Genomic DNA, 25,339 nt, shown 5'->3' on the forward strand with positions numbered 1-25,339 from the left:
GCGCCGACGCCGCATCGCGTTTAATGGCCCGTTCCGCCCAGGTGTGCCCGCTGTCCGATGAGCGCAATGCTGCTGCTGTTTGTCTGCCTGATCCTGGGCGTCCTGGTGGCGCGCCTGGCGAAACCGCCCGCGGGCATCGTGCACGGCCTGAACTGGTGGGTGATCAACATCGCGCTGCCGGCGCTGGTGCTCGAGCTGATTCCGCGGCTCAAGTTCGATCCGCAACTGTGGTTTCCGGTGGCGGCGATGTGGCTCACCTTTGGCGGCGCCTGGCTGCTGTTCGGCCTGCTCGGTCCGCGCCTGGGCTGGTCGCGCCAGCGCACCGGCGCGCTGATCCTGGTCTGCGGCCTGGGCAATACCTCGTTCATGGGTTATCCGCTGATGCAGGCGCTGCATGGCCAGCCGGGGCTGGCGCTGGCGGTGGTGGCCGATCAGCTGGGCGCTTTCCCGATCCTCGCCTCGGCCGGCATCGTGGTGGCCTCGCTGTACGCCGGCCGCAAGCCGGAGCCGGCCATCATCCTGCGGCGCATCCTGACGTTCCCCGGCTTTCTTGCCCTGCTTGCCGGCATCGCGGTCGGCCTGTGCGGCGGCTGGCCGGCCTTGCTGGACGGCGTGTTCGCCCCGATCGGCGCCACGTTGACCCCACTGGCGCTGTTCTCGGTCGGCCTGCAGTTCAAGTTCCATCCGGGCCACCGGCAGCTGGGCGCGGCCAGTTGGGGGCTGGGATGGAAGCTGCTGCTGGCACCACTGGCGTGCTGGGCGATGGGGATGACCGCCGGTGTCGGTGGGCTGGTGCTCACCGTCGGGGTGTTGCAGGCGGCCATGGCGCCGATGGTGTCGGCGGCCATCCTGGCCGACGAATACGAGCTGGAACCGACCCTGGCCAATACCGTGCTGGGTGCCGGCATCGTGCTGTCGCTGATCACGATACCGCTGGGCAACCTGCTGCTCGGTGGCTGAGGCGGAGGGACCCGCTTGCGTCAAACCCTCGCTGCGTCGAGACTGGAGACCGGATTCTCATGGGCGGGGGGCTCATGTCATGGCAGGTTTCGAACTGATCCGGCGATTCTTCGGCGGTGATCATGGCGAGCGCCGCGCGGCGCCCCGCAGCGGCGTGCCCAAGGGCGTGCATGTGATGGTGGTGGACGATTCGGCGACGATCCGTGCGGTGCTGGGCAAGATGCTGGCCCAGGACGGCCACGTGGTGCTCAAGGCCGGGGACGGAGAATCCGCCATCGCTATGGCTCGCAAGGAGCTCCCGGACCTGATCTTCCTGGACATCGTGATGCCGGGCATGAACGGTTTTGCGGTGCTGCGCGCCTTGCGCCGCGAGTCGCGGACCCACGACATCCCGATCGTGATGATCAGCGGCAACCTGCAGGCGACCGAGCAGTTCTATGTGCAGCGCTTCGGCGCCGACGACTTCATGAAGAAGCCGTTCGGCCGGGGCGAGGTGTTCGCACGCATCCAGCACCTGACCCAGACCGGCCGCCTTGTGGTGCGTGAGCGCGAGCCCGGGGAGTCGCTGCCGGCGCCGTCCGAACACAGCGAGGCCGAGCATGCGGCGATTCCGGATATCGCCATGCCCGATCCGCAGGATATGCTGCCGCCGACGGACGGCCAGCCCTGAATGGGCAACTCTTTCAGGGCGATCCGGCCTTGATCCGCGCGATCATGGCATCGACGGCCTGCTTGGCTTCCTTCAGGCCGCTGCCGTCACGCCGGCGATAGAGCTTGATCGCATCGATCTGCCGCCCGGCCCGGATCTCGGCCTCGATCTCGGCGTCGCTGATCGCCTCATTCGGTTTCCAGGCCCTGCGTGACCGGCGCGTCGAAGCCATCCTCGCGCCGAACCGACCGAGCAGATAGCCGGCAACGAACAGAAGCAGTCCGATCAGAATGCTGGTCACGTCCTGGCGCATCGCTTGATTCCCTATCCGCTGGCGGGGAAGCGATAATGCCAGCGATGAACGATCTTCGCGAACCAGCGGAAGTGCGTGCGGATGTATGGCTGTGGGCTGCCCGTTTCTTCAAGACCCGCAGTCTGGCCAAACAGGCCATCGAGGGTGGGCGGGTCGAGCTCAACGACGCCGGCTGCAAGCCCGCCAGGATGTTGCGCGTGGGCGATCGCCTGACGATCGGCCGCGCCGGGGAGCGGCTGGAGGTGCATGTGCTGGGCCTGTCCGGGAAACGTGGCCCGGCCAGCGAGGCACAGCAGCTGTATCGCGAAACCGACGCCAGCCGGGTCGCACGGGAGACGCTGCGGGAAGAGCGCCGGCTGACCGGTGCGGCGTTCGATCATCCGCTCAAGCGCCCCGACAAGCAGGCGAGGCGTCAGTTGCGTCAGATCAAGGACTTGCGATGAAAAGCTCACGTTGAGCAGTACGTCGCATATTCCCGCGGCGATCTGGGTGAGCATGCATGCAAATCCATCGGGAGTACGCCCGCTGCGCACTCCCCCGAGACCAGGGGACTTGCATGGACGGGCTCACACGAATGACCAGTATCGGTTTCATCAAGCGACTGCTCGGCAACACCGCCGCCAAAGAGCAGTACGTGCAGACAACTCTCGGTGCACGCGTGCTGGTGGTCGACGACTCGCCGACCATCTGCGCCGTGCTCGGCAAGATGCTGGGCAAGGACGGCTACCGCGTGCTGAAGGCGGTCGATGGCGCGAGTGCCATCGAGCTGGCGCGCCGCGAGCAGCCCGCGCTGATTTTTCTGGATGTGGTGATGCCCGGCATGAACGGCTTCACCGTGTTGCGCAAGCTGCGTCACGACCCGCTGACCTGCCACATCCCGATCGTGATGATCAGCGGCAACCAGCAGGCGACCGAGCAGTTCTACCTGCAGCGTTACGGCGCCGACGATTTCATGAAGAAGCCGTTCGACCGGGATGACGTGTGCCGGCGCATTGGCGTACTGGTGGCTGCGGGCCGGCTGCCGCCGCGGCACCATGCCGATCCGGTGGACGCCGTGGCACCGGAGCTGGCCGGCGAAGTACTCGATGCGATTCCCGACGTGGCCATGCCCGATCCCGAGCACCAGTTGCCCGAGGGTGTGTATCAGGAGTTGCAGCGCCCCCGCCTGATCGCCTGACCGCCGAGCGCGGAAGAATCGACGGCGCGGATGGATGCATCCGCGCCGTCGTCGTTTATCTGGATGGACCGGAAATCAAGGGCCCATCCGCGGGATCACGCCAAGTCGAAGCGGTCGAGGTTCATCACCTTGCTCCAGGCCGCGACGAAGTCCTGAACGAACTTCTCCTGCGCATCCGCGCCGGCATAGACTTCCGCCAGGGCACGGAGCTGGGAGTTCGAACCGAAGATCAGGTCGACGCGGGTACCGGTCCAGCGGAGGTCGCCGGTCCGGCGATCGCGTCCCTCGAACACGTCCCCGGCGTCCGGGCTCGCCTTCCACTGCGTGTCCATGTCGAGCAGGTTCACGAAGAAGTCGTTGGTCAGTACCTCCGGCCGCCTGGTGAATACCCCGTGCGGGGTTGGGTCGACGTTGGTATCGAGCACGCGCATGCCACCCACGAGCACCGTCATTTCGGGGGCGGTCAGGGTCAGCAGTTGCGCCTTGTCCACCAGCAACGCCTCGGCCGATACGCTGTATTTGCCCTGGAGGTAGTTGCGGAAACCGTCGGCCAGGGGCTCCAGGTGGCTGAACGACTCGATGTCGGTCTGTTCCGCACTGGCATCCACGCGGCCGGGAGTGAACGGCACTTCCAGGCTGATGCCCGCGGCCTTCGCCGCCAGCTCGATACCCACGCCGCCGGCAAGCACGATCACGTCGGCCAGCGAGGCCTTGCCGGAGGCCTTCTGGATTTCCTCCAGCGTCGGCAGCGCCTTGACCGCGTTGGCGTTGACCGCCCAGTCCTTCTGCGGGGCCAGGCGGATGCGCGCGCCGTTGGCGCCGCCGCGCTTGTCGCCGCCGCGGAAGGTCGAGGCCGAGGCCCAGGCGACGGATACCAGCTCGGACACGCTCAGGCCCGACGCGGCGATCTTCGCCTTGAGATCGGCAAGGTCGGCCGCGCTGGGGTTGTGTATCGCCTTGGGCAGCGGATCCTGCCACAGCAGGTCTTCGGCCGGGACTTCGGGGCCGAGGTAGCGCGACTTCGGACCGAGGTCGCGGTGGGTCAGCTTGAACCAGGCGCGCGCAAAAGCTTCGGCAAACGCCCGCGGATCGTCGCGGAACCTGCGCGAGATCTTTTCGTAGGCCGGGTCGAAGCGCAGCGACAGGTCGGTGGTGAGCATGGTCGGTTTGCGCGCGGGTGAATCCGGCGTCGGGCCGGGAATGATCGCGTCGGCGCCCTTGGCCACCCATTGGTGGGCACCGGCCGGGCTCTTTTCCAGCTCCCATTCGAAGTCGAACAGGAACTTGAAGAAGTCGTTGCTCCACTGCGACGGGGTGCGGGTCCAGGTCACTTCCAGGCCGGAAGTGATCGCATCCTTGCCCTTGCCACTGCCGAGCCCGCTGGCCCAGCCCAGGCCCTGCGCTTCCAGCGGCGCCGCTTCCGGGGCGACACCGACGTTCTCGGCGGGACCGGCGCCGTGGGTCTTGCCGAGGGTGTGGCCGCCGGCGATCAGCGCCACCGTCTCCTCGTCGTTCATCGCCATGCGGGCAAAGGTTTCGCGGATGTCGTGCGCCGCCGCGAGGGGATCGGGGTTGCCGTCAGGGCCTTCCGGGTTCACGTAGATCAGGCCCATCTGGACGGCGGCCAGCGGGTTGTCGAGCTTGCGCTCACCCGGCTTGCTGCTGGCGTAGCGGCTGTTCGGCGTACTGCTTGCCGCCAGCCACTCGGTCTCGTTGCCCCAGGACACGTCCTGGTCCGGTTCCCACACGTCCTCGCGGCCCGCGGCGAAGCCGAAGGTGCGGAAGCCGGCCGATTCCAGCGCGACGTTGCCGGCCAGGATGAACAGGTCGGCCCAGGAGATCTTCTGGCCGTACTTCTGCTTGACCGGCCACAGCAGGCGGCGCGCCTTGTCGAGGTTGACGTTGTCCGGCCACGAGTTGAGCGGAGCGAAGCGCTGCTGGCCGCGACCACTGCCGCCGCGGCCATCGCCGACGCGGTAGGTGCCGGCGCCGTGCCAGGCCATGCGGATCATCAGGCCGGCGTAGCTGCCGCCGTCCGCGGGCCACCAGTCTTTCGAGTCGGTCATCAGGGCCAGCAGGTCTTTCTTCAGCGCGGCGTAGTCGAGCTTCTTGAACTCCTCGCGATAGTTGAATTTTCCGCGGAGCGGGTTCGACTTCTCCGAGTGCTGGCTGAGCAATTCGAGCCGAAGCTGGTTCGGCCACCAGTCCTTGTTGGTGGTGCCGGTAGCGGCGGGATGGAAGGGGCACTTCGCTTCAGTAGACATGTTTCTCTCTCCCTCTGACCTTGTGATACGAGCGGCCCGGTCGGTTCCTGTGCCGGTGCGCCTGAAGTTGAATGGATTTCCGCCCGCTGCACCGGACGCAAGTCACCCTGGACGGGTACGAGGCGTGCCTCGACGTACAGGCGGCCTCGGCATCGAGAACGGCGAACTGCGCAAGCAGGTGCGCGACGGGGCTGGCGGCGGCTGGCCCGCGGTCGCGTCATCACCACATTAGCCCCGGCATCTCCATGGGGGAATTCGTTTGTTCCGATTCGACCGATAGCTTCAGACTATGCTGCGTGCGCAAATGTCGCCTGGACGTTTGTGCGGGGTTTCGGACGATGCCGGCGTGTTCCTTGCCGGCGCGATGCAGCGCCAGCAAGGCGGGATCAGGAAAGCGCCTTGAGGCGGTAGAGCTCGGCCAGGGCATCGCGTGGCGTCAACGTGTCGGGGTCGAGTTCGGCCAGCCGTGTCTCCAGCGCCGATGGAACGGGCGGCGCGAACAGTCCAAGCTGCGGGGAACTTTCCTGCCGTCGCGGCGTGGCGCCGCCGGGGTGCATGCCTTTCTCCAGCTCGGCCAGGGTGCGCCGCGCATCGGCGATCACCGACTTCGGCAGGCCGGCCAGCGCGGCCACCTGCAGGCCGAAGCTGCGGTTGGCCGGACCCTCCTTCACCGCGTGCATGAACACCAGTTGCTCGCCATATTCCACCGCATCGAGATGCACGTTGGCGATGCTGGCGTACTCGTTGGCCAGCTCGGTCAGCTCGAAGTAATGCGTGGCGAATAGCGTGTAGGCGCGGCTGTTGCGGGCCAGGTGCACGGCGGCGGCGCGGGCCAGCGACAGGCCGTCGTAGGTGCTGGTGCCGCGACCGACTTCGTCCATCAGCACCAGACTGTCGGCAGTGGCGTTGTGCAGGATGTTGGCAGTCTCGCTCATCTCCACCATGAAGGTCGACTGGCCACGCGACAGGTCGTCGCCGGCGCCGATGCGGGTGAAGATGCGGTCGATCGGGCCGATCACCGCGCGCGCGGCCGGCACGTAGCTGCCGATATGCGCGAGCAGCACGATCAGCGCGTTTTGCCGCATGTAGGTGGACTTGCCGCCCATGTTCGGGCCGGTGATCACCAGCATGCGGCGATCATCGTCCAGGCGCAGGTCGTTCGGCTCGAATGGCTCGTCGCGGACCTTCTCCACCACCGGATGGCGGCCGCGCTCGACGTGGATGCCGGCCTCGTCGGTGAGTTCGGGTGCACTCCAGTCCAGCGCCTCGGCCCGTTCGGCCAGGGTGGCGAGCACGTCGAGCTCGGCGATCGCGGCGGCAGCGGCCTTCAGCGGTTCGAGTTTTCCGGTGAGCGTGTCGAGCAGGGCCTCGTACAACGCACGCTCGCGCATCAGCGAGCGCTCCTTCGCCGACAGCACCTTGTCCTCGAAGGTCTTCAGTTCCTCGGTGATGTAGCGCTCGGCGTTCTTGGTTGTCTGCCGGCGCGTGTAGTGGGTGGGCGCCTTGTCGGCCTGGCCCTTGCTGATCTCGATGTAGTAGCCGTGCACGCGGTTGTAGCCGACCTTGAGCGTGCCGATGCCGCTGGCGGCCTTCTCGCGTTCCTCCAGCTCGACCAGGTACTGGTCGGCATGCGTGGACAGGCGGCGCAGTTCGTCGAGCTCGGTGTCGTAGCCGTCGGCGATCACGCCGCCGTCGCGCTGCAGCACCGGTGGCTGCGGCACGATCGCACGAGCGAGCAGGGTGGCCGTGTCGGCGTGGTCGCCGATGCGCTCGACCAGGGCGTGGAGGAGCGGGCTGTCCAGATCGCCGATGCGATCCCTCAGCTCCGGTGCCGCCAGCAAGCCGTCGCGCAGGGTGGATAGGTCGCGCGGGCGCGCCGAGCGCAGCGCCACACGGGCCAGGATGCGCTCCAGGTCGCCGATGCCGCGCAGCAGTTCGCGCAGGCTGTCGTAACGGCGGGTGTCGATCAGTGTGCCGATGGCCTGGTGCCGGCGCCGCAGCAGGTCGCGCGAGCGCAGCGGACGATTGAGCCAGCGGCGCAGCAGGCGCGCGCCCATCGGCGTCACGGATTCGTCCAGCACGCCCAGCAGGGTGTGCTCGGTGCGGCCGCTGGGGTGGGTATCCAGCTCCAGGTTGCGGCGGGTGGCCGCGTCCAGCGCGATGGTTTCGCCGGCGCTTTCCACGGCCATGCCGGTGAGGTGCGGCAGCGCACTCTTCTGGGTCTCCTCGACGTAGCCGAGCAGGCAGCCGGCGGCGGCGATCGCCAGCGGAAGATTGTCGACGCCGAAGCCGCCCAGATCGCGGGTGCCGAAGAAGCGGTTCAGTTCGCGCCGTGCCGCATCCCCGTCGAAATGCCATGGCGGGCGCTTGCGCAGGCCGGGCAGGTTGCCCACCAGCTTCGGCCACGCCACGTCCTCGCCGACCAGGGTCTCGGCCGGCTGCAGGCGCGCCAGTTCGGCCGCCAGCGCTTCGGCGTTCGGGACCTCGCTGAGCAGGAAGCGGCCGCTGGACAGGTCGACCCAGGCCAGCCCGTGCGCACCGTGCGCGCCGGCCGCGATCGCCAGCAGCAGGTTGTCGCGGCGATCCTCCAGCAGCGCGGCATCGGTGACCGTGCCGGGCGTGATGATGCGCACCACCTTGCGCTCGACGATGCCCTTGGCCAGCGCCGGGTCGCCGATCTGCTCGCAGATCGCCACCGACTCGCCGAGGCGGACCAGCCGCGCCAGGTAGTTTTCGGCGGCGTGATACGGCACGCCGGCCATCGGGATCGGCGCGCCCGCGGACTGCCCGCGCTGGGTCAGCGTGATGTCGAGCAGTCGCGCCGCCTTGCGCGCGTCGTCATAGAACAGTTCGTAGAAATCGCCCATCCGGAAGAACAGCAGCACCTGCGGGTGCTCGGCCTTGGCCGCGAGGTACTGACGCATGAACGGCGTGTGTTCGGGAATTTTTTCGGCGGTGGCGGACCGTTGCTTCATGGAGATCGTTCTCTGCTGTTGCGGGCGCAGCCGTCAAGGGGCGCGGGTGAAGAGTGGCGTCTGTGCGGCAGGCCTGTCGCTGCGCGCGGACAGCCTGGCGGGTCACGCCGTGCAAGGCGCTTCGGCAGCTGTCGTCGATGGTCGGGCATGGCATGAACATCGGCGGCACGAGCGCCAGTGTCTCGGGTACGTCCCTTGTCGAGGGCGGGAGTGTGGATGGTACCGACTTCGGCACGATGGGTGGTTGGCAGCTTGCGGGACCGGCCGAACACGTCCGGCGCAGGGGGGGGCGGCGGAGCGCCATGAAATCGGCGACTGGAGTGGCGGCGGTACGTGACGAAATCCGCGCAGGGGCTCCTTTTCCCTGCCGCCGCGGGTCGCCGCGCCAGGCTGAAACATCGATGCGTGTCGCGCATAATGCTCAAGCATTCGCTGCCATTCGCGCCAGAGCCCGAATCCGATGACGAAAGACTCCACCCCCAAGGCCAGGCGCAAACCGGCCACGCCGGTGAAAACGCGAAAGACGCGCGCGCCCGGGGCGACGGGCGGGAAGGCCGGCTTGCCGTTAATCGTCGGCATCGGCGCGTCGGCGGGTGGACTCGAGGCTTTCCGGAGCTTTTTCGCGAACACGCCGGCGGACGGCGATTTCGCCTACGTGCTGGTGCAGCACCTTGCGCCCCAGCACGTCAGCCTGCTGGCCGAGCTGGTCGGGCGCAGCACCACGATGCCGGTGACCGAGGCCGCCGATGGCGACCGGGTCGAGGCCGGGCATGTCTATGTGATTCCGCCCGATGCCACCCTGACCATTGCCGACGGCATCCTGCAGGTCAGCAAGCCGGCGCCGCCGCGCGCGCACCGCTGGCCGATCAATGCGTTCTTCACCTCTCTGGCCGAGGATCAGGGCGATAGCGCGGTATGCATCGTGCTTTCGGGCACCGGCAGCGATGGCGCGCTGGGATTGCGCGCGGTCAAGGAGCACGGCGGCCTGACCCTGGCCCAGTCCGGCTTCGACCATGTGGCGATGAGCGGCATGCCGGCCAGTGCGGCGTCCACCGGCGTGGTCGACGACATCCTGCCGGTCGAGGACATGCCTGCGCGCCTGCGCGCCTATCGCAAGCAGATGCTCGCTGCACGCCTGAAGCAGGATGACGACGGTATCCGCCAGGATCTGAGCGAGCACCTGCAGACCCTGTGGCGCCTGCTGCGCAGCGAGGTGGGTCACGACTTCAGCCAGTACAAGCGCAGTACCCTGCTGCGCCGTATCCAGCGCCGCATGCTGGTACAGCAGACCGAGACGGTGCCGGATTACATCAAGCACCTGCAACAGCATCCGCAGGAGTACCAGAACCTGCTCCGCGAAATGCTGATCGGGGTCACCGGATTCTTCCGCGATCCGCCGGTGTTTGCCGCGCTGCAGGAAAAGGCGATCCCGGCCATGCTGGCCGGCAAGGGCGCCGCGGACGCCTTGCGCGTGTGGGTGCCCGCCTGCGCCACCGGTGAAGAGGCCTATTCCATCGCGATCTTGCTGTGCGAGGCGATGAGTTCGCAGGCCGGACCGAAGGTGCAGATCTTCGCTACCGATATCGACGACCGCGCGATCGACGCCGCCCGTGCCGGACGTTTCCGCGGTCCACTGCAGGGGATCTCGCCGGAACGCCAGCAGCGCTGGTTCACCAAGGAGGGGGACGATTATTGCGTGGTGAAGCAGTTGCGGGAAATGTGCGTGTTTTCCCCTCACAGCGTGATCAAGGATCCGCCGTTTTCACGACTGGACCTGGTCTCGTGCCGCAACCTGCTGATCTACATGAATGCCGACCTGCAGGAGCGCCTGTTCCGGACTTTCCATTACGCACTGCGGCCGGGGGCGTTCCTGTTGCTCGGGTCATCGGAGAGCGCCAGTCGCGGCGCGGACATGTTCCGGGAAGTGGACAAGAAGTGCCGGCTATATGTTCGTCGCGAAAGCAGTCATGTGCGTGGTGACGTGACATTTCCGCTTGCCGAGCGGGGCTCGGCGCAGATGTCCGCGCGTGCCACGATCTTCGCGGCGCGCGGCATGGATGACAGCGTCGACCGTCATGTGCGCCGGGTGCTGGAAAAATACTCGCCGGCCTATGTGGTCGTTGGCAGCAATCATGACGTGCTGCGCTTCGGCGGCGACACCGGGCGCTACCTGTCGCCATCCACGGGGGCGGCCAGCCTCAATCTGTTCGGGCTCCTGCACAAGCATCTGCGCGAACCGGCCCGCTCCGTCGTGCGCAAGGCGTTCGCCAGCGGGGAGGTGGTCATCAAGGATGCCCTTTCGATCGAGGCCGATGGCCACCGCCAGCCGCTGCGACTGATTGCCGAGCCGGGCGTGGATGGCGAAGGAGCGGTGGCGTTTTGCGTGCTGGCGTTCGATGAATCCGGGGCGGCATCGGGATTGGGCGGGACCGCGCCGGACAACCCGTCGTCGGCTGAACTGGCGCGCATCCAGGCACTGGAATTCGAGCTGGAATCCGCCTACACGCAATTGCACGCCGTGGTCGATCTGCATGAATCGGTCAACGAGGAACTGAAGTCGGCGAACGAGGAATATCAATCGGTCAACGAGGAGCTGCAGTCGGCCAACGAGGAACTGGAAACCTCCAAGGAGGAGATGCAGTCGATCAACGAAGAGCTGCAGATCGTCAACGCCGAGGCCAACAGCAAGAACGAGACGCTGACGCAGCTGAACAGCGATCTGCGCAATCTGCTGGACAGCACCCAGATCGCCACGCTGTTTCTCGACCGGGACATGCGCATCGGCAACTACACGCCGGCCATGACCGAGCTGTTCCACCTGCGCGAGGGGGATCGCGGTCGCCCGATCACCGAAATTTCCGCGCGCATCAACTATCCCGAGCTGAAACGGGACGTGGCGGACGTATTGCGTCATCTGGGCGTCGTCGAGCACCTCTTGCAGGGATCCGCGGACGAGCCCGCATACCTTCTGCGCATGCGGCCCTACCGTACCGTCGACAATGTCATCGACGGCATCGTGCTGACCTTTGTCGACGTCACGCAGAGCCTGCGCCACGAGATCGAGCGCGGACAGCTGGCGGCCATCGTTGATTCCTCCCGCGACGCCATCATCGGCTACACCCTGGACGACCGGATCAGCAGCTGGAATGCCAGTGCCGAGCGCATCTTCGGCTACACGGCGGCGCAGACGATCGGCCGGCCGCTGTCCTTGCTGCTGCCGCCGGATGCTTCAGCGACGTCCATGGACATTTTTGCCGGGGGCAGCCGCGATTCGCGCCCGACCGAATTCGAGACGATCTGGTGGGCGCGTGGCGGGCGCATGGTTCCGGTGGCGGTCACCAACTCACCGGTGAAGAATGCACAGGGACGGGTCATCGCCGGCTCGCTGACCGCTCGCGACATCGCCGAGCGTCGCCGGTCCGAAAGGCATTCGCGGGTCATGCTCAACGAGCTCGATCACCGGCTGAAAGACACCCTGACCAGCATCCAGGCGATCGCGGATCATACGCTGGCCGATGCGCCGGGGCTGCAGGATGCCTTCCTGGCGCGCGTGCGGGCGATGTCCAGCGCGTACGAGCTGTTGACCGTGAGCGACTGGCAAGGCGCCGATCTGTCCGCCATCGTCACGGGTGTACTGGCGCCGTACCGGCCCGACGGCGAGCCGGGGCACGAGCGTGTGCAGGTGCAGGGCGACGAGGTGCTGTTGCTTCCCCGGGCCGCGCTGGCATTGAGCACGGCGCTGCATGAGCTGACCAGCAACGCGGTGAAGCACGGCGCCCTTTCGGTGCCGCGGGGACGCATCAAGGTGAACTGGAAGACCCACCTGATCGACAATCAGCCATGGCTGCATCTGAGTTGGCACGAGGCCGGAGGACCGACGGTGAAGACGCCGAAGCATCGTGGATTCGGTACCCGCCGGATCGCCGACAGCCTGGCGTTCGAGCTCGATGGCAGGGTGGCGCTGGATTTCGTATCGACCGGTGTGCGCTGTGCCATCGATCTGCCGCTGGGTGCGCCGGAGAAGAGGCCCTGACCGCTCGCGTGAATCCGCCGGTGCCGTGAGGGTGCATCTGGACAGGCTCGTCCCGAGCGGGTAGAACCGCCGCAGCGCGCGTGCGCTTGGGTTCATTCAGGTCAGGGAGTCTTGCATGGAGTTGTCGTCCGTTCCCACCGATGCCGAGTTGCTGGAGCTGGCCGGCGAGGTGGCCAGTGCGGTGCTGCAGCACCGGTTGATGCTGGTCACGGCCGAGTCGTGCAGCGGCGGCTGGATTGCCAAGACCCTGACCGACCTGCCGGGCAGTTCGGCCTGGTTCGATACCGGCGTGGTGACCTACAGCTACGAGGCCAAGGAGGCGTTGCTCGGTGTCAATCCGCGGACGCTGGAACTCTCCGGCGCGGTCAGCGAGGAAACCGTGCTCGAGATGGTTTCCGGCGCGCTGGCCCGCTTCGGCGCCGGGGTGGCGGTCGCGGTGACCGGGATCGCCGGCCCATCCGGCGGCACGCCGGACAAGCCGGTCGGTACGGTGTGGATCGGCTGGAAGCGCCGCGGCAGGTACGCCCACGCGCAGTTGTTCCACTTTTCCGGCGATCGCGAGGCGGTGCGGCGGCAGACCGTGGCGGCGGCGCTCATCGGCGTGCGCAAAACACTGACGGAATAACCGGGGTCCGGCCGCCAGACGGACTTGACCGGTGTGGGATACTGGCCACGCTATCGCGATCCGTCCTGATCGCAGCCCGTGAGATTGGATCCGGGCATCATGCACTCCATTCACAGCCCAACCGGAATACAAGACGATGGATGACAACAAGCGCAAGGCGCTCACCTCCGCCCTCGGCCAGATCGAAAAGCAGTTCGGCAAGGGCGCGATCATGCGCATGGGCGACCGTGTGAACGAAGCCATCGAGACCGTGTCGACCGGTTCGCTGGGGCTGGACATCGCCCTCGGCGTCGGCGGTTTGCCGCGTGGCCGGGTGGTCGAGATCTACGGGCCGGAGTCGTCCGGCAAGACCACCATGACCCTGCAGGCGATCGCCAGCTGCCAGCGTGCCGGTGGTACCGCGGCGTTCATCGATGCCGAACACGCGCTCGACCCGACCTATGCCGAGAAGCTGGGCGTCAAGGTCGACGACCTGCTGGTGTCGCAGCCGGATACCGGCGAGCAGGCGCTGGAAATCGCCGACATGCTGGTGCGCTCGGGCGCGGTCGACATGGTGGTGGTCGATTCGGTCGCCGCGTTGACGCCGAAGGCGGAAATCGAGGGCGAGATGGGCGATTCCCACGTCGGCCTGCACGCCCGCCTGATGAGCCAGGCGCTGCGCAAGCTCACCGCCAACATCAAGAAGTCCGGCACCCTGGTGATCTTCATCAACCAGATCCGCATGAAGATCGGCGTGATGTTCGGCAGCCCCGAGACCACCACCGGCGGCAACGCGCTGAAGTTCTACGCCTCGGTGCGCCTGGATATCCGCCGCATCGGCGCGGTGAAGAAGGGCGACGAGATCATCGGTTCGGAAACCCGTGTGAAGGTGGTCAAGAACAAGGTGGCGCCGCCGTTCCGCCAGTGCGAGTTCGAGATCCTGTACGGCGAGGGCACCTCGCGCGAGGGCGAGATCATCGAGCTGGGCGTGAAGGAAAACCTGATCGACAAGTCCGGTGCCTGGTACAGCTACAAGGGTGACCGGATCGGTCAGGGCAAGGAGAACGTGCGCCAGTTCCTGCGCGACAATCCCGCCATCGCCAACGAGGTGGACGCCGAACTGCGGGCCCGCTTGCTGGTGCCGGTCGGCAAGCCCGCCGCCGCGGCTGAAGAGGCGCTCGAGGAAGCGTGAGTCGTGATGGCTGACACCCTCCCGTACTGGACATGGCCCGGCTCGCCCGGGCCATGTCCGTTTGTGTGGTCATGAAGCGCCGTCCCGGTCCGGACGATCCAGCCAGGCCGAAGCGCAGTGCCTACGACAAGGCGCTGGGCCTGCTGGCTCGTCGCGAGCACTCGCGCAAGGAACTGAAAACCAAGCTGCGCCAGGGCGGCTATGAAGGCGAGGAGACCAGTGCGGCGATCGATCGTCTCGGCGAGCAGCACTACCAGGACGACGACCGCTTCGCGGAAGTGTTGTTGCGCAGCCGGATTGCCCAGGGCTATGGCCCGGTGCGCCTGCGGGTCGAACTGAAAAGCCATGGCGTGGCCGATGCGCGGATCCGCGACTTGCTGGAGCAGGCCGAGGTCGACTGGGACGCTTCCGCGGCGGCCCAGCTGCGCCGCCGCTATGGCGGCGCGGGCAGCGCGGACCCTGCCGAAAGCGCCCGTCGGGCGCAATTCCTCTTGCGCCGCGGCTTTGCGGCCGCCACAGTACGGAGTGTCACCCACGCCGACGTGGACGAAGCCGCCGACGATATCCCCTGAAATCCATGCTTCACGGATGATGGATGGTCTGATCGAGTGGCTGCCCCGGTGTGGTCTCCTTACGCCAGCCATCACGATACGCATGAAAACTTCCGAAATCCGTTCCGCCTTCCTCGACTATTTCCGCGGCAAGGGGCACACCATCGTGCCGTCCAGCTCGCTGGTGCCATCGAACGACCCGACCCTGATGTTCACCAACTCGGGCATGGTGCAGTTCAAGAATGTATTCCTCGGCAGCGAGAAGCCCGGCTACGTGCGCGCGGCCGACGTGCAGCGCTGCCTGCGTGCCGGCGGCAAGCACAACGACCTGGATCAGGTCGGCTACACCGCGCGCCATCACACGTTCTTCGAGATGCTGGGCAACTGGTCGTTCGGCGACTATTTCAAGCGCGAGGCGATCGCCTATGCGTGGGAGCTGCTGACCGAGGTCTTCAAGCTGCCGGCCGACAAGCTGTGGGTCACGGTCTATCACACCGACGACGAAGCCTTCGATCTGTGGAACAAGGAAATCGGCATTCCCGCCGAGCGCATCGTGCGCATCGGCGACAACAAGGGCGGGCCGTTTGCCTCGGACAACTTCTGGCAGATGGCCGACACCGGCCCGTGCGGTCCGTCCACCGAGATCTTCTACGATCACGGCCCGGAGATCGCCGGAGGCCCGCCGGGATCACCGGACGAGGATGGCGATCGTTACATCGAGATATGGAACCTGGTGTTCATGCAGTTCGATCGAGCGCCGGACGGCACGCTGAGCCCGCTGCCGGCGCCCTGCGTGGACACCGGCATGGGCCTGGAGCGCCTCGCCGCGATCCTGCAGCATGTGCACTCCAACTACGAGATCGATCTGTTCGCCGAGCTGATCCGGGTCGCCGGTGCGCTCACCGCCACCGCGGATCTGGGCAACAAGTCGCTGCGCGTGATCGCCGACCACATCCGTGCCTGCGCGTTCCTGATCGTCGACGGCGTGCTGCCGTTGAACGAAGGGCGCGGCTACGTGCTGCGCCGGATCATCCGCCGTGCGCTGCGGCACGGCTGGATGCTCGGCGTGCGCGGCGATTTCTTCTGGAAGATGGTCGCGCCGCTGGTCGGGCAGATGGGCGAGGCGTATCCGGAACTCACGGCCCGGCAGGCATTCATCGAGGAAGTCCTGCGCAACGAGGAGCAGCGCTTCGGCGAGACGCTGGAACACGGCATGCGGGTATTCGACGAGGTCGCGGGCCGGTCCGGCGAGACGATCGCCGGTGAAGATGCCTTTCGGCTGTACGACACCTATGGCTTTCCCGCGGACCTCACCGCCGACATCGCGCGCGAGCGCGGTCTGGAGGTCGACATGGCGGGCTTCGAGCGCGCCATGAACGAGCAGCGCGAGCGCGCCCGTGCCGCCGGTCGTTTCGAGGCGAAGGGCCAGATGCCAGCCGAACTGGCCAGCCAGCTCAAGCCCACGCTGTTCCTCGGTTACGAGGCGCTGCACAGTGAGGGCAGCCAGGTGCTCGGGATCGTCCGTGGCGGCAATCAGGTCGGGCAGCTGGCCGATGGCGAGGAGGGCCTGCTGATCCTCGATCGCACACCATTCTACGCCGAATCGGGCGGGCAGGTGGGGGACACGGGCGAGCTGCTCACCGCCACGGGTCGGTTCGAGATCAACGACACGCTGAAGATGGGCGGCGTGTTCTTCGGTCACGCCGGTCGCTGGCATGGCCCCCAGCCGCTGCGCAGTGGCGATCGGGTGGAGGCGCGGGTGGATGCCCTGCGACGCCAGGCGATCGTGCTCAATCATTCGGCCACTCATCTGCTGCATGCCGCACTGCGCAAGGTGCTGGGCGAGCACGTGACGCAGAAAGGTTCGCTGGTGGCGCCGGAACGACTGCGTTTCGACTTCTCGCATTTCAAGCCGATGAGCAGTGACGAGCTGGCCCGGGTCGAGGCGATGGTGAATGCCGAGGTCCGCCGCAACATGCCTGCCGAAGTGCGCAGCATGGCCTACGACGACGCGATCGAATTCGGTGCGATGGCGCTGTTCGGCGAGAAGTACGGCGACGAAGTGCGCGTGCTCAGGATGGGTGAGTTCTCGACCGAGCTGTGCGGTGGAACCCACGTCGACCGCACCGGCGACATCGGCCTGTTCAAGCTCGTCAGCGAGGCGGGCGTCGCCTCCGGCGTGCGCCGTATCGAGGCCGTGACCGGCAGTGGTGCGTTGGCCCACGTGATCGACGAGGAGCGTCGCCTGGGCGAGCTGTCGCAACTGCTTTCCAGCAGCGGCGACGATGCCGTGGAAAAACTGCGTCAGCTGTTCGAGCGGCAGAAGAAGCTCGAGCGCGAGCTGGATTCGCTGCGCAGCAAGGCAGCCGGCAGCGCTACCGCCGACCTGGCCGGTTCCGCCATCGACGTCGATGGGATCAAGGTGGTTGCCGCGCGGCTGGAAGGCCTCGATGCCAAGTCGTTGCGCGACAGCGTGGATCAACTCAAGCAGCAGCTCGGCGATTGCGTGATCCTGCTGGCCGGTGCCGTCGATGGCCGGGTTTCGCTGATCGCCGGTGTGCATGGCAAGGCACTGGGACGGGTCAAGGCCGGCGACGTGGTGGCGCATGTCGCCGCGCAGATCGATGGCAAGGGCGGTGGCCGTGCGGACATGGCCCAGGGAGGCGGCAACGATGTTGCAGGACTGCCAGCCATTCTTGCCAAGTTGCCCGATTGGGTTTCCGGTCGTTGAGCGGCTTTGGGACGAAAATCTGCGAACCTGAACCTTTCATTTGTCAAGATTCGCGCGGATTGCGCACGGGAATCCGGCTCAGTTACTATCGGCGAAGTGTCGGCGCTATCCGCAACGATAGTGTCGCCAGTCAGGACGCTCAGGAGTGTTTTGGCTGTGAGCCGGGAAGGCGGTAGGGCCTTCGATGGATCAATCGTCGAACTGTGGAATGATGGCAGCTCAGGGGTGAGGCGCCGTCGATTTGCAGGCCTGTGACCAACAGCATTTATGGAGTAGTAGACATGTTGATTCTGACCCGCAGGGTCGGTGAGACCCTGATGATCGGCGACGAGGTGACCGTTACCGTTCTTGGCGTGAAGGGCAATCAGGTGCGTATCGGCATCAACGCACCGAAAACCGTTGCAGTCCATCGCGAAGAAATCTATCAGCGGATCAAGGGCGAACACGAAACTGGTGGTACGCCCGACGAGCCTTCAGAGTCCTGATCGAGAATTAGTTCTTTACCTCGACCTCGCCGGCCACTATCCTTGCCGGCTCCGCAGCAATGCGGGAAAAAAACCCGGAGAGATGCCCGAGCGGCTGAAGGGGCTCCCCTGCTAAGGGAGTATAGGGTCAAAAGCCTTATCGAGGGTTCGAATCCCTCTCTCTCCGCCAGATACGCAAAGCGCCCCGCAAGGGGCGTTTTGCGTATCTGGCGGAGGGAGGTGGTGGACGAACCCTCTTGGGTTACTCGGCGTCTCCCACGCCTCGCCCTTCGGGCCATCGGCTGCGCCGATGTTCGCTCCGGCATCCTGCCTTCGCAGTCGACGAATTTGTCAGGAACAAATTCGGACAGCCGCAGGCTGGCCCTGGAGCGCGCAGCGCGGAAGGGTGAGGTCCACGGATGGACCGAACAATCCCCCAGGCCCAAGCGTCACCGTCCCGCCCATCGAAGGGGCGTTTTGCGTATCTGGCGGAGGGAGGTGGTGGACGAACCCTCTTGGGTTACTCGGCGTCTCCCACGCCTCGCCCTTCGGGCCATCGGCTGCGCCGATGTTCGCTCCGGCATCCTGCCTTCGCAGTCGACGAATTTGTCAGGAACAAATTCGGACAGCCGCAGGCTGGCCCTGGAGCGCGCAGCGCGGAAGGGTGAGGTCCACGGATGGACCGAACAATCCCCCAGGCCCAAGCGTCACCGTCCCGCCCATCGAAGGGCGTTTTGCGCATTTGGAAGAGATGGCTGCCCCCGGTGTTCGACAGCGATCGTGATGACGCCCGCCCCCATGCGCGAGGCATCCGCTTCGAGGCGAAATTCAGCCGAGCGGCAGCCCGCGCAGCTCGACTTCCCCGGGCGAGATCCGCAGCACCGAGCCCTGTTCGTACCAGTCCCCGAGCACGATCCGCTCGGCCGGATGGCCATCCAGTTCGAACGTGTGCACCGCCGGCCGATGGGTATGCCCATGGACCAGCCGCTTCACGCCGGCCTTGCGCATGGCCGTGGCCACGGCGTCCTGATTCACGTCCATGATGCTTTCCTTCGCACTGCCGGTATGCGCCCGGCTGTCCTCGCGCGCCTTGGCGGCAAACGCACGGCGGGCCTCGAGCGGCATCGACAGGATCTGCGCCTGCCACTGCGGCGCGCGGACCTGCTGGCGCACGGCCTGGTAGGCCACGTCGTCGGTGCACAGCACGTCGCCGTGCATCAGCAGGGTAGGTGTGCCATGGATCTCGTGCACGGCGCCATCGTCGAGAAGGGTCATGCCGGCACGTCGGGCGAACGCCTCGCCGAGCAGGAAGTCGCGGTTGCCGACCATGAAGTACACCGGGACGCCGGCGTTTCGCACGGCGGCGGTGGCCAGGGCAATGCGCCGGGGCAGTTCGGCATCGTCGTCGTCGCCGATCCATGCCTCGACCAGGTCACCGAGGATGTACAGCGTATCGGCGCTGCGGACCTCGGCGCTGGCGAGGTAGTTCTCGAACAGCGCGGTGATTTGAGGGCGACCGGGATCCAGGTGCAGGTCGGAGATGAAGAGCGTGGCCATCCTGCCGATCAACCCTTGCCGGCGGGCTTGCCGGTCTTCCTGCCGGATTTCTCCGCGGGCCTGGCGGTCGTCGACGCCGCCCGGGCGGGTGCGGCGCTGCTGCCTGCATCTGCCGGGGTCTCTTCACCCACGACATGGGCCGCTTCGATCAGTACCAGCGGGTTGGGCACATCCCCGGCAAAAGGGCCGAGCGGCCGGGTAGGCAGCGCGGCGATCTTGTCGACCACGTCCATGCCCTTGATCACCTTGCCGAACACGGTATAGCCCCAGGTCAGGCCGCTCTGGTTGCCGACGAAGTCCAGCCGGCGGTTGTCGACGAGGTTGAAGAAGAACTGGGCCGTGCCGGAATTCGGATCGGCGCCACGGGCGACCGCCACGGTGCCGCGCAGGTTGGACAGGCCGTTGTCGGCCTCGCTGGGGATGGCCGGACGCGTGCGCTTGGGCTGGAGCTCGCGTGTGTACAGGCCACCCTGCACCAGGTAGCCGGGAATGGCCCGGTGCAGCAGGGTGCCGTCGTAGAAACCGTCGCGAACATACTGCAGGAAATTCGCCACGCTCTTGGGTGCCTTGTCCGGATACAACTCAAGCGTGATATCGCCCTGCGACGTGTGCAGCAGTACCTGAGGCGGTGGCGGAGCAGCGGTCGCTGCCGGTGCCGGCTTGGCGGATTGCGCCGCCAGGGTCAGCGGCAGGATCAGGAGCAGGGAGGCGAGCAGGGATTTCAACATGGGCATCAAACAGTCCGGGTGTGCCGACATGATACGCGGCCACGATGGCGCCTGGTTTGCGGGAAGGGCGATCAGGTGTTCGAGACATCCAGTTTCACGCCCAGTTCGGCCATCGGTGCCTGCTCCTGATGCAGGTCGGCCGCGGTGAGCGGGTGCTGCTCGAGCCAGGCCGCCGGCAGGCTGAGGCGCAGCGACTTGCCGCTGGCGGCCAGCCGCATCTGGGGCAGCGATTCGGCCCGCCGGGCCCGCCGGAACAGCACGGCCAGGCGCAGCAGCGCGGTGATCTGCCGTGACAGGGCGCGATAACGTTGAGGCAGGGTCGTGATCACCGCCTTGTCCGGTTTGCGCCGGTGCATCTGAACCACGGCCGCCAGCAATTGCTGTTCCTGTCGCGAGAAGCCGGCGAGATCGGCGTGGCGCAGGATATAGGCGCCGTGATGGTGATGCTGGCTGTGGGCGATGGCCAGGCCGATTTCATGCACCCGCGACGCCCACGACAACCACTCGCGGGCATCGGCATCCAGTTTCCAAGCGCTCGCCGCCTGATCGAAGAACATCAGTGCGGTCGATTCGACCCGGCGCGCCTGGGCCCGGTCCACGCCGTAGCGCGAGGCCAATGCGTCGATGCTGGCCGTGCGTGGATCGCTGCCGCCGGCGCGGCCCAGCAGATCCCACAACAGGCCCTCCCGCATCGAGCTCTGGCATACCCGCAGCCGTTCGATGCCGAGGGCGGCGAAGGCTGCCTCGAAGATCACCACGCCGCCGGCGATCACCGGGGCGCGGTCCTCGGTCAGGCCGGGCAGCTTCAGCGTGCCGATCTGCCCCTGCTCGATCAGCACGTCGCGCAGCGAGGCGAGCGAGCCCGGGGTGATGCCGTCGTCGGAGAATTTCATCGCCTGCACGACCGCGCCGATCGACCGGGCGGTGCCGGAAGAGCCGTAGGCATCCTGCCAGCCGGATTCGCGATAGTCCTCGGCGAACTGCTGCAGCAGCACGCCCAGCTCGCTGCTGGCTTTCTGCCAGCGCTTGCGGGTGATTTTGCCGCCGGGGAAGAAGCGCAGGGTCGAGGCGATGCAGCCGGCCTGCACGCTTTCCGTGTGCAGCGGCGCCAGCCCGCGACCGATGATGAATTCGGTGCTGCCGCCACCGACGTCGATCACCAGTCGCGGCTCGCGCGAGGCGGGCAGATCGTGCGCGGCACCGAGGAAGATCAGGCGGCCTTCCTCGCGGCCGGAAACCACCTCGATCGGATGACCGAGGGCGGCCTCGGCGGCCGTCAGGAAGGCCTGCGGCGAAGCGAGCCGGCGTACGGTATTGGTCGCTACCGCGCGCACCCGCATCGACGGCAGGCCGGCAATGCGCTGGCCGAAGCGCGCCAGGCAGGCCAGCGCGCGGGCCCGTCGTTCGGCGTCCAGGGTGCCGTCGGCGCGCAGGCCGGCGGCCATGCGCACGCTGTCGCGCAAGCGGTCGATCACCCGAGGTTCACCGTGTTCCATGCGGGCCACCACCATGTGGAAGCTGTTCGAGCCCATGTCCACGGCGGCGATCAGTTCGTCGTCGCGGATCGGTGTCTGTTCGGCTGAACTCACGCCTGGGCTCCGCTGACGGTAAAGCGGCGATTCTCGCATGCGTCGGTGAAATTGACGAAACGAGGGAGCGCTGCCGTCGGGCTCATTGGCAGAACCGTTCGAGCAGGCCCAATTGGGCGCTGTAGGGCGGGTTGTCACCGGGTTCGGCGCGCACGTAGCGACCGTCGCTGCCGAGCAGCCAGGCCTGGGTGTTGTCGGCCAGGCTGTTGGCGAGGGTTTCCTCGAAAACCCGCGCGGCCAGTTCCGGATCGAGGATCGGGAAGGCCACCTCGATCCGTCGCATCAGGTTGCGTTCCATCCAGTCGGCACTGGCGCAATACAGCTCCGGTGCGCCGTCGTTGGCGAACCAGTAGACCCGGCTGTGCTCGAGGAAGCGCCCGATGATCGAGCGCACCCGGATGCGCTCGGAAATGCCGGCCAGGCCGGGTCGCAGGGTACAGGCGCCGCGCACGATCAGGTCGATCTCCACACCGGCCTGCGAGGCCCGATACAACGCCTCGATCACCCGCGCCTCGTTCAGCGCGTTGAGCTTGGCCACGATGCGGGCGGGCCGGCCGGCCCGTGCATGCGCGGTCTCGCGCTCGATCTTTGCCAGCACGCTGGGATACAGCGTGAACGGTGAATGCAGCAACCGCTTCAGCTCGATCATCGGTCCCAGCCCGGACAGCTGCTGGAACACCTTGTGCAGGTCCTCTCCGATTTCCGGATGGGCGGTCATCAGGCCGATGTCGGTGTACATGCGGCTGTTGACCTGATGATAGTTGCCGGTCGACAGGTGCACGTAACGGCGCAATGTGCCTTCCTCACGCCGCACGATCAGCATCATCTTGGCGTGCGTCTTGTAGCCGACCACGCCGTAGACCACCTGCACGCCGGCCTCCTGCAGGCGGGTGGCCAGCCGGATGTTGGCCTCCTCGTCGAAGCGCGCGCGCAGTTCGATCACCACGGTGACGTCCTTGCCGTTGCGCGCCGCTTCCACCAGCAGGTCGACCAGCGGGGTGTCCTCGCCGGCCCGGTACAGGGTCTGCTTGATCGCCAGCACCTGCGGGTCGGCGATGGCCTGGCGCAGCAGGTCGATCACCGCCGCGAAGCTCTGGTAGGGATGGTGCAGCAACACGTCGCGCTGGCCGATCAGGTCGAACTTGCTGCGGGCACTGTCCAGAGCCGCCGGCAGTTGCGGATTGAAGCGCGGAAATTTCAGCTCCGGTCGATCCAGCCAGTCGTAGATCAGCCCGGCACGGATGATGTTGACCGGTCCGTTGCAGCGATAGACGTCGGCTTCCTCCAGCTGGAAGTTGTGGATCAGCATCGAGGTGATCGCCTTCGGGCAATCGTTGGCGATCTCCAGCCGCACCGGGCGCGCATAACCGCGACCCAGCAGTTCTTCGCTGAGCGCCAGCGCGAGGTTCTCCACCTCGGCTTCCTCGACGATCAGCTCGCTGTTGCGGGTGACCCGGAACTGGTACGAGCCGACCACCTTGAAGCCCGGGAACATCTGGTCGGCGAACGCCTGCATCAGTTCGGCCAGGAACACGAAGTGATCGCCGGCACCGCTGACCTCGGCGGGGACGCGGATGATACGGGGCAGCGAACGCGGCGCGCGCACCAGCGCCATGTGGCCCTCGTGACCGAACGCATCGCGACCCTTCAGCACCACCGCGATGTTCAGCGTCTTGTTGAGGATGCGCGGAAACGGGTGCGCCGGATCCAGCCCCAGCGGCGACAGCACCGGCAGCACCTCTTGCTCGAAGTAGCCCTGCAACCAGCGTTGCTGGCGCGAGCTCCATTGCCTGCGAGTGAGGATGTGGATCCGCTCGGCATCGAGCTGCGGGCCGACCTGCTCCTGCCAGGTGGCGTACTGCTCGCTGACCAGGTCGAGCACGCGGCTGCGGATCAGCGCCAGCAACTCGCCGGAAGCCATGCCATCCGGCCCCGGCGCAGCCGAGCCGAAGGCATGGTGGTGCTTGAGCATGGCCACCCGCACCTCGAAGAATTCGTCGAGGTTGTTGGCCACGATGCTGAGGTAGCGCAGGCGCTCGAGCAGCGGCACGCTGGCATCGCGGGCCATCGCCAGTACCCGGAAATTGAATTCCAGTGCCGCCAGTTCGCGACTGAGGTAGAGCTCTGGAGCACTGAGGTCGGGGGCGTTAGGCGGGCTGGGAGGGCGTCTGGGCATGCCTCATTCTGGCCCATGCGGTGGGCCAAATGCATGTCGCGCTGCGGCCGGGTCAGCCCTCGTCGCTGCCGCCGGGAGCCAGCAGGCGCGCCGGGCCGAAATGGCAGCTGAAGGTGGAACCGGCACCCGGCGTGCTCTCGATCTGCAACTGCGCCTGATGCAGGTTCAGCACGTGCTTGACGATCGACAGGCCCAAGCCGGTGCCGCCGCTGTCGCGCGACCGGCTCGAGGAGATCCGGTAGAAGCGCTCGGTGAGCCGGGCCAGGTGGTTGGCCGGAATGCCGAAACCGGTATCGCTCACCGAATAGACCGCACCCTCCGGCGTCCGCTGCCAGCGGATCGTGATGCTGCCGCCGGCGGGGGTGTAGCGCACCGCGTTGCTGACCAGGTTCGACAGCGCGCTGTGCAGGTCCTTGGGCGAGCCGAGCAGATCGGCGTCGGTATTCGATTCCAGCGTGATCTGGTGGCGGCCCTGACTTAGCGCTTCGGCCTCCTTGCGCACGGTGGCCAGCAGGGCCGCCATGGGAACGCGTTCGTCGGCGACGTCATGCTGGGTTTCCAGGCGCGACAGGGTGAGCAGATCCTCGACGATCTGGCCCATCCGCTTCGATTGCGAACGCATCTCGCCCAGCACCGACGCCAGTTCGGGTACGTCTTCCGGATCGATCAGTTCGAGATAGCCGTGGATCACGGTCAGTGGCGTGCGCAGTTCATGCGAGACATTGGCCACGAAATCGCGCCGCACCTGTTCGAGCCGGTTCAGGTGGCTGATATCGCGCGCCAGCAGCAGTTGCTCATGATCCCCGAACGGCAGCAGGCTGACATTGAGCTGGCTGTCCGCGCGCCCCGGCGCGACGGCGTCGTTGAGCGGTTCGTGCGCGCCATCGCGCAGCCATTCCGACAATTCGGAGCCGGCCATGCGCTCCAGCAAAAGCACGCCGCGATCCTGCGGCCGGCGCAAGCCCAGCAGGTTTTCAGCGGCGTGGTTGAACCAGCGGATATGTTGCTGTTGATCGATCAACACCACCGCATCCGGCAACTGGCTGGCGGCGTTGCGCAAGTCACGCAGATTGGAGGCAAGGCGGCGGGAGCGCGTCATGAAACGGTCATGCTGGAGAGGGCTGGTCGAAGCCGGTGCGGTCATCATGGTCCGTGTCTGATGACCGATTCGAGTCAGCAGCAAGACGACTTCGGCAATCGCGACCACGGCCACCCAGGCTGTCACCTGTCCGCCGACGAGCCAGCCCAGCAGCATGCTGGCGAGCAGGGCGGCCGCGAGTGCGGCGGGCAATTTCCAGGAAGTCCTTGCTGACGGGCTCATTCAGACGCACTGCCGGTGGGCTGGGGGTGACGGAGATCCAGCATCGGCAAAAGCC

18 protein-coding genes and 1 tRNA gene are annotated in these 25,339 nt (G+C 66.6%); 11 read left to right on the plus strand and 8 right to left on the minus strand.

The window, feature by feature from the left end:
* The first annotated feature begins 66 nt into the window (after nucleotides 1–66).
* A complete protein-coding gene (locus ACFPPA_RS05390) occupies nucleotides 67–960 on the plus strand; it encodes an AEC family transporter (protein WP_377319456.1) in 894 nt (297 codons plus the stop codon).
* 79 nt (nucleotides 961–1,039) lie between these two features.
* Nucleotides 1,040–1,630, plus strand: coding sequence for a response regulator (locus tag ACFPPA_RS05395; RefSeq protein ID WP_377318004.1), 591 nt, complete (start codon nucleotides 1,040–1,042; stop codon nucleotides 1,628–1,630).
* Between the two features lie 13 nt (nucleotides 1,631–1,643).
* Here ACFPPA_RS05395 and ACFPPA_RS05400 read toward each other — a convergent pair whose 3' ends face one another.
* On the minus strand, nucleotides 1,644–1,922 hold the full coding sequence (locus ACFPPA_RS05400; RefSeq protein ID WP_377318006.1) for a hypothetical protein: 279 nt from the start codon (nucleotides 1,920–1,922) through the stop codon (nucleotides 1,644–1,646).
* A 35-nt stretch (nucleotides 1,923–1,957) separates the two neighbouring features.
* On the opposite strand from ACFPPA_RS05400, the gene ACFPPA_RS05405 reads away from it, so the two are divergent.
* Both ACFPPA_RS05405 and ACFPPA_RS05410 read left to right on the plus strand, forming a co-directional pair.
* A complete protein-coding gene (locus ACFPPA_RS05405) occupies nucleotides 1,958–2,365 on the plus strand; it encodes an RNA-binding S4 domain-containing protein (RefSeq protein WP_377318008.1) in 408 nt (135 codons plus the stop codon).
* Nucleotides 2,366–2,496: 131 nt separating this feature from the next.
* A complete protein-coding gene (locus ACFPPA_RS05410; RefSeq protein ID WP_377318010.1) occupies nucleotides 2,497–3,099 on the plus strand; it encodes a response regulator in 603 nt (200 codons plus the stop codon).
* Between the two features lie 95 nt (nucleotides 3,100–3,194).
* On the opposite strand, the gene katG is transcribed toward ACFPPA_RS05410, so the two are convergent.
* Both katG and mutS read right to left on the minus strand, forming a co-directional pair.
* Nucleotides 3,195–5,363 (minus strand): catalase/peroxidase HPI, encoded by a 2,169-nt coding sequence (gene katG / locus ACFPPA_RS05415; RefSeq protein WP_377318012.1) that lies wholly within the window; start codon nucleotides 5,361–5,363, stop codon nucleotides 3,195–3,197.
* 386 nt (nucleotides 5,364–5,749) lie between these two features.
* Nucleotides 5,750–8,338 carry a DNA mismatch repair protein MutS gene (gene mutS, locus ACFPPA_RS05420; RefSeq protein WP_377318014.1) on the minus strand — a complete coding sequence of 863 codons (2,589 nt, stop codon included), beginning with the start codon at nucleotides 8,336–8,338 and terminating at the stop codon, nucleotides 5,750–5,752.
* Between the two features lie 559 nt (nucleotides 8,339–8,897).
* Here mutS and ACFPPA_RS05425 point away from each other — a divergent pair.
* The 7 genes from ACFPPA_RS05425 to ACFPPA_RS05455 all read left to right on the plus strand — a co-directional run bounded on the left by ACFPPA_RS05425 (nucleotide 8,898) and on the right by ACFPPA_RS05455 (nucleotide 18,103).
* A complete protein-coding gene (locus tag ACFPPA_RS05425; RefSeq protein ID WP_377318016.1) occupies nucleotides 8,898–12,371 on the plus strand; it encodes a chemotaxis protein CheB in 3,474 nt (1,157 codons plus the stop codon).
* Nucleotides 12,372–12,486: 115 nt separating this feature from the next.
* Nucleotides 12,487–12,996 carry a CinA family protein gene (locus ACFPPA_RS05430; protein WP_377318018.1) on the plus strand — a complete coding sequence of 170 codons (510 nt, stop codon included), beginning with the start codon at nucleotides 12,487–12,489 and terminating at the stop codon, nucleotides 12,994–12,996.
* 136 nt (nucleotides 12,997–13,132) lie between these two features.
* Nucleotides 13,133–14,167 carry a recombinase RecA gene (recA, locus tag ACFPPA_RS05435; protein WP_377318020.1) on the plus strand — a complete coding sequence of 345 codons (1,035 nt, stop codon included), beginning with the start codon at nucleotides 13,133–13,135 and terminating at the stop codon, nucleotides 14,165–14,167.
* A gap of 32 nt (nucleotides 14,168–14,199) precedes the next feature.
* Nucleotides 14,200–14,739, plus strand: coding sequence for a regulatory protein RecX (locus ACFPPA_RS05440; RefSeq protein WP_377318022.1), 540 nt, complete (start codon nucleotides 14,200–14,202; stop codon nucleotides 14,737–14,739).
* An 82-nt stretch (nucleotides 14,740–14,821) separates the two neighbouring features.
* Nucleotides 14,822–17,449 (plus strand): alanine--tRNA ligase, encoded by a 2,628-nt coding sequence (alaS, locus tag ACFPPA_RS05445; protein WP_377318024.1) that lies wholly within the window; start codon nucleotides 14,822–14,824, stop codon nucleotides 17,447–17,449.
* 281 nt (nucleotides 17,450–17,730) lie between these two features.
* Nucleotides 17,731–17,934 (plus strand): carbon storage regulator CsrA, encoded by a 204-nt coding sequence (gene csrA, locus ACFPPA_RS05450; protein WP_377318026.1) that lies wholly within the window; start codon nucleotides 17,731–17,733, stop codon nucleotides 17,932–17,934.
* 76 nt (nucleotides 17,935–18,010) lie between these two features.
* A tRNA-Ser gene (locus ACFPPA_RS05455) sits at nucleotides 18,011–18,103 on the plus strand.
* A gap of 638 nt (nucleotides 18,104–18,741) precedes the next feature.
* Here the strand turns inward: ACFPPA_RS05455 and ACFPPA_RS05460 are convergent.
* From ACFPPA_RS05460 to phoR, 5 genes are all read right to left on the minus strand, one after another.
* A complete protein-coding gene (locus ACFPPA_RS05460) occupies nucleotides 18,742–19,470 on the minus strand; it encodes a UDP-2,3-diacylglucosamine diphosphatase (RefSeq protein ID WP_377318028.1) in 729 nt (242 codons plus the stop codon).
* Nucleotides 19,471–19,478: 8 nt separating this feature from the next.
* On the minus strand, nucleotides 19,479–20,198 hold the full coding sequence (locus ACFPPA_RS05465) for a peptidylprolyl isomerase (protein ID WP_377319457.1): 720 nt from the start codon (nucleotides 20,196–20,198) through the stop codon (nucleotides 19,479–19,481).
* A 71-nt stretch (nucleotides 20,199–20,269) separates the two neighbouring features.
* A complete protein-coding gene (locus tag ACFPPA_RS05470; protein ID WP_377318030.1) occupies nucleotides 20,270–21,787 on the minus strand; it encodes a Ppx/GppA phosphatase family protein in 1,518 nt (505 codons plus the stop codon).
* Nucleotides 21,788–21,869: 82 nt separating this feature from the next.
* Nucleotides 21,870–23,963 carry a polyphosphate kinase 1 gene (gene ppk1 / locus ACFPPA_RS05475; RefSeq protein WP_377318032.1) on the minus strand — a complete coding sequence of 698 codons (2,094 nt, stop codon included), beginning with the start codon at nucleotides 23,961–23,963 and terminating at the stop codon, nucleotides 21,870–21,872.
* Between the two features lie 52 nt (nucleotides 23,964–24,015).
* Nucleotides 24,016–25,110, minus strand: a complete 1,095-nt coding sequence (gene phoR / locus ACFPPA_RS05480) for a phosphate regulon sensor histidine kinase PhoR (RefSeq protein ID WP_417715081.1) — start codon at nucleotides 25,108–25,110, stop codon at nucleotides 24,016–24,018.
* Between the last annotated feature and the right edge of the window lie 229 nt (nucleotides 25,111–25,339).

It is taken from the genome of Rhodanobacter ginsengisoli, from assembly GCF_042657065.1.
Classification (GTDB): Bacteria; Pseudomonadota; Gammaproteobacteria; order Xanthomonadales; family Rhodanobacteraceae; genus Rhodanobacter; species Rhodanobacter ginsengisoli.

What these genes read in the sequence shown, in the direction of transcription:
- ACFPPA_RS05390 (WP_377319456.1), top strand. Translation starts at nt 67, where the DNA reads ATGCTGCTGCTGTTTGTCTGCCTGATCCTGGGCGTCCTGGTGGCGCGC.
- ACFPPA_RS05395 (WP_377318004.1), top strand. Translation starts at nt 1,040, where the DNA reads ATGGCAGGTTTCGAACTGATCCGGCGATTCTTCGGCGGTGATCATGGC.
- ACFPPA_RS05400 (WP_377318006.1), bottom strand. Translation starts at nt 1,922, where the DNA reads ATGCGCCAGGACGTGACCAGCATTCTGATCGGACTGCTTCTGTTCGTT.
- ACFPPA_RS05405 (WP_377318008.1), top strand. Translation starts at nt 1,958, where the DNA reads ATGCCAGCGATGAACGATCTTCGCGAACCAGCGGAAGTGCGTGCGGAT.
- ACFPPA_RS05410 (WP_377318010.1), top strand. Translation starts at nt 2,497, where the DNA reads ATGACCAGTATCGGTTTCATCAAGCGACTGCTCGGCAACACCGCCGCC.
- katG (WP_377318012.1), bottom strand. Translation starts at nt 5,363, where the DNA reads ATGTCTACTGAAGCGAAGTGCCCCTTCCATCCCGCCGCTACCGGCACC.
- mutS (WP_377318014.1), bottom strand. Translation starts at nt 8,338, where the DNA reads ATGAAGCAACGGTCCGCCACCGCCGAAAAAATTCCCGAACACACGCCG.
- ACFPPA_RS05430 (WP_377318018.1), top strand. Translation starts at nt 12,487, where the DNA reads ATGGAGTTGTCGTCCGTTCCCACCGATGCCGAGTTGCTGGAGCTGGCC.
- recA (WP_377318020.1), top strand. Translation starts at nt 13,133, where the DNA reads ATGGATGACAACAAGCGCAAGGCGCTCACCTCCGCCCTCGGCCAGATC.
- ACFPPA_RS05440 (WP_377318022.1), top strand. Translation starts at nt 14,200, where the DNA reads ATGGCCCGGCTCGCCCGGGCCATGTCCGTTTGTGTGGTCATGAAGCGC.
- alaS (WP_377318024.1), top strand. Translation starts at nt 14,822, where the DNA reads ATGAAAACTTCCGAAATCCGTTCCGCCTTCCTCGACTATTTCCGCGGC.
- csrA (WP_377318026.1), top strand. Translation starts at nt 17,731, where the DNA reads ATGTTGATTCTGACCCGCAGGGTCGGTGAGACCCTGATGATCGGCGAC.
- ACFPPA_RS05460 (WP_377318028.1), bottom strand. Translation starts at nt 19,470, where the DNA reads ATGGCCACGCTCTTCATCTCCGACCTGCACCTGGATCCCGGTCGCCCT.
- ACFPPA_RS05465 (WP_377319457.1), bottom strand. Translation starts at nt 20,198, where the DNA reads ATGTTGAAATCCCTGCTCGCCTCCCTGCTCCTGATCCTGCCGCTGACC.
- ppk1 (WP_377318032.1), bottom strand. Translation starts at nt 23,963, where the DNA reads ATGCCCAGACGCCCTCCCAGCCCGCCTAACGCCCCCGACCTCAGTGCT.
- phoR (WP_417715081.1), bottom strand. Translation starts at nt 25,110, where the DNA reads ATGATGACCGCACCGGCTTCGACCAGCCCTCTCCAGCATGACCGTTTC.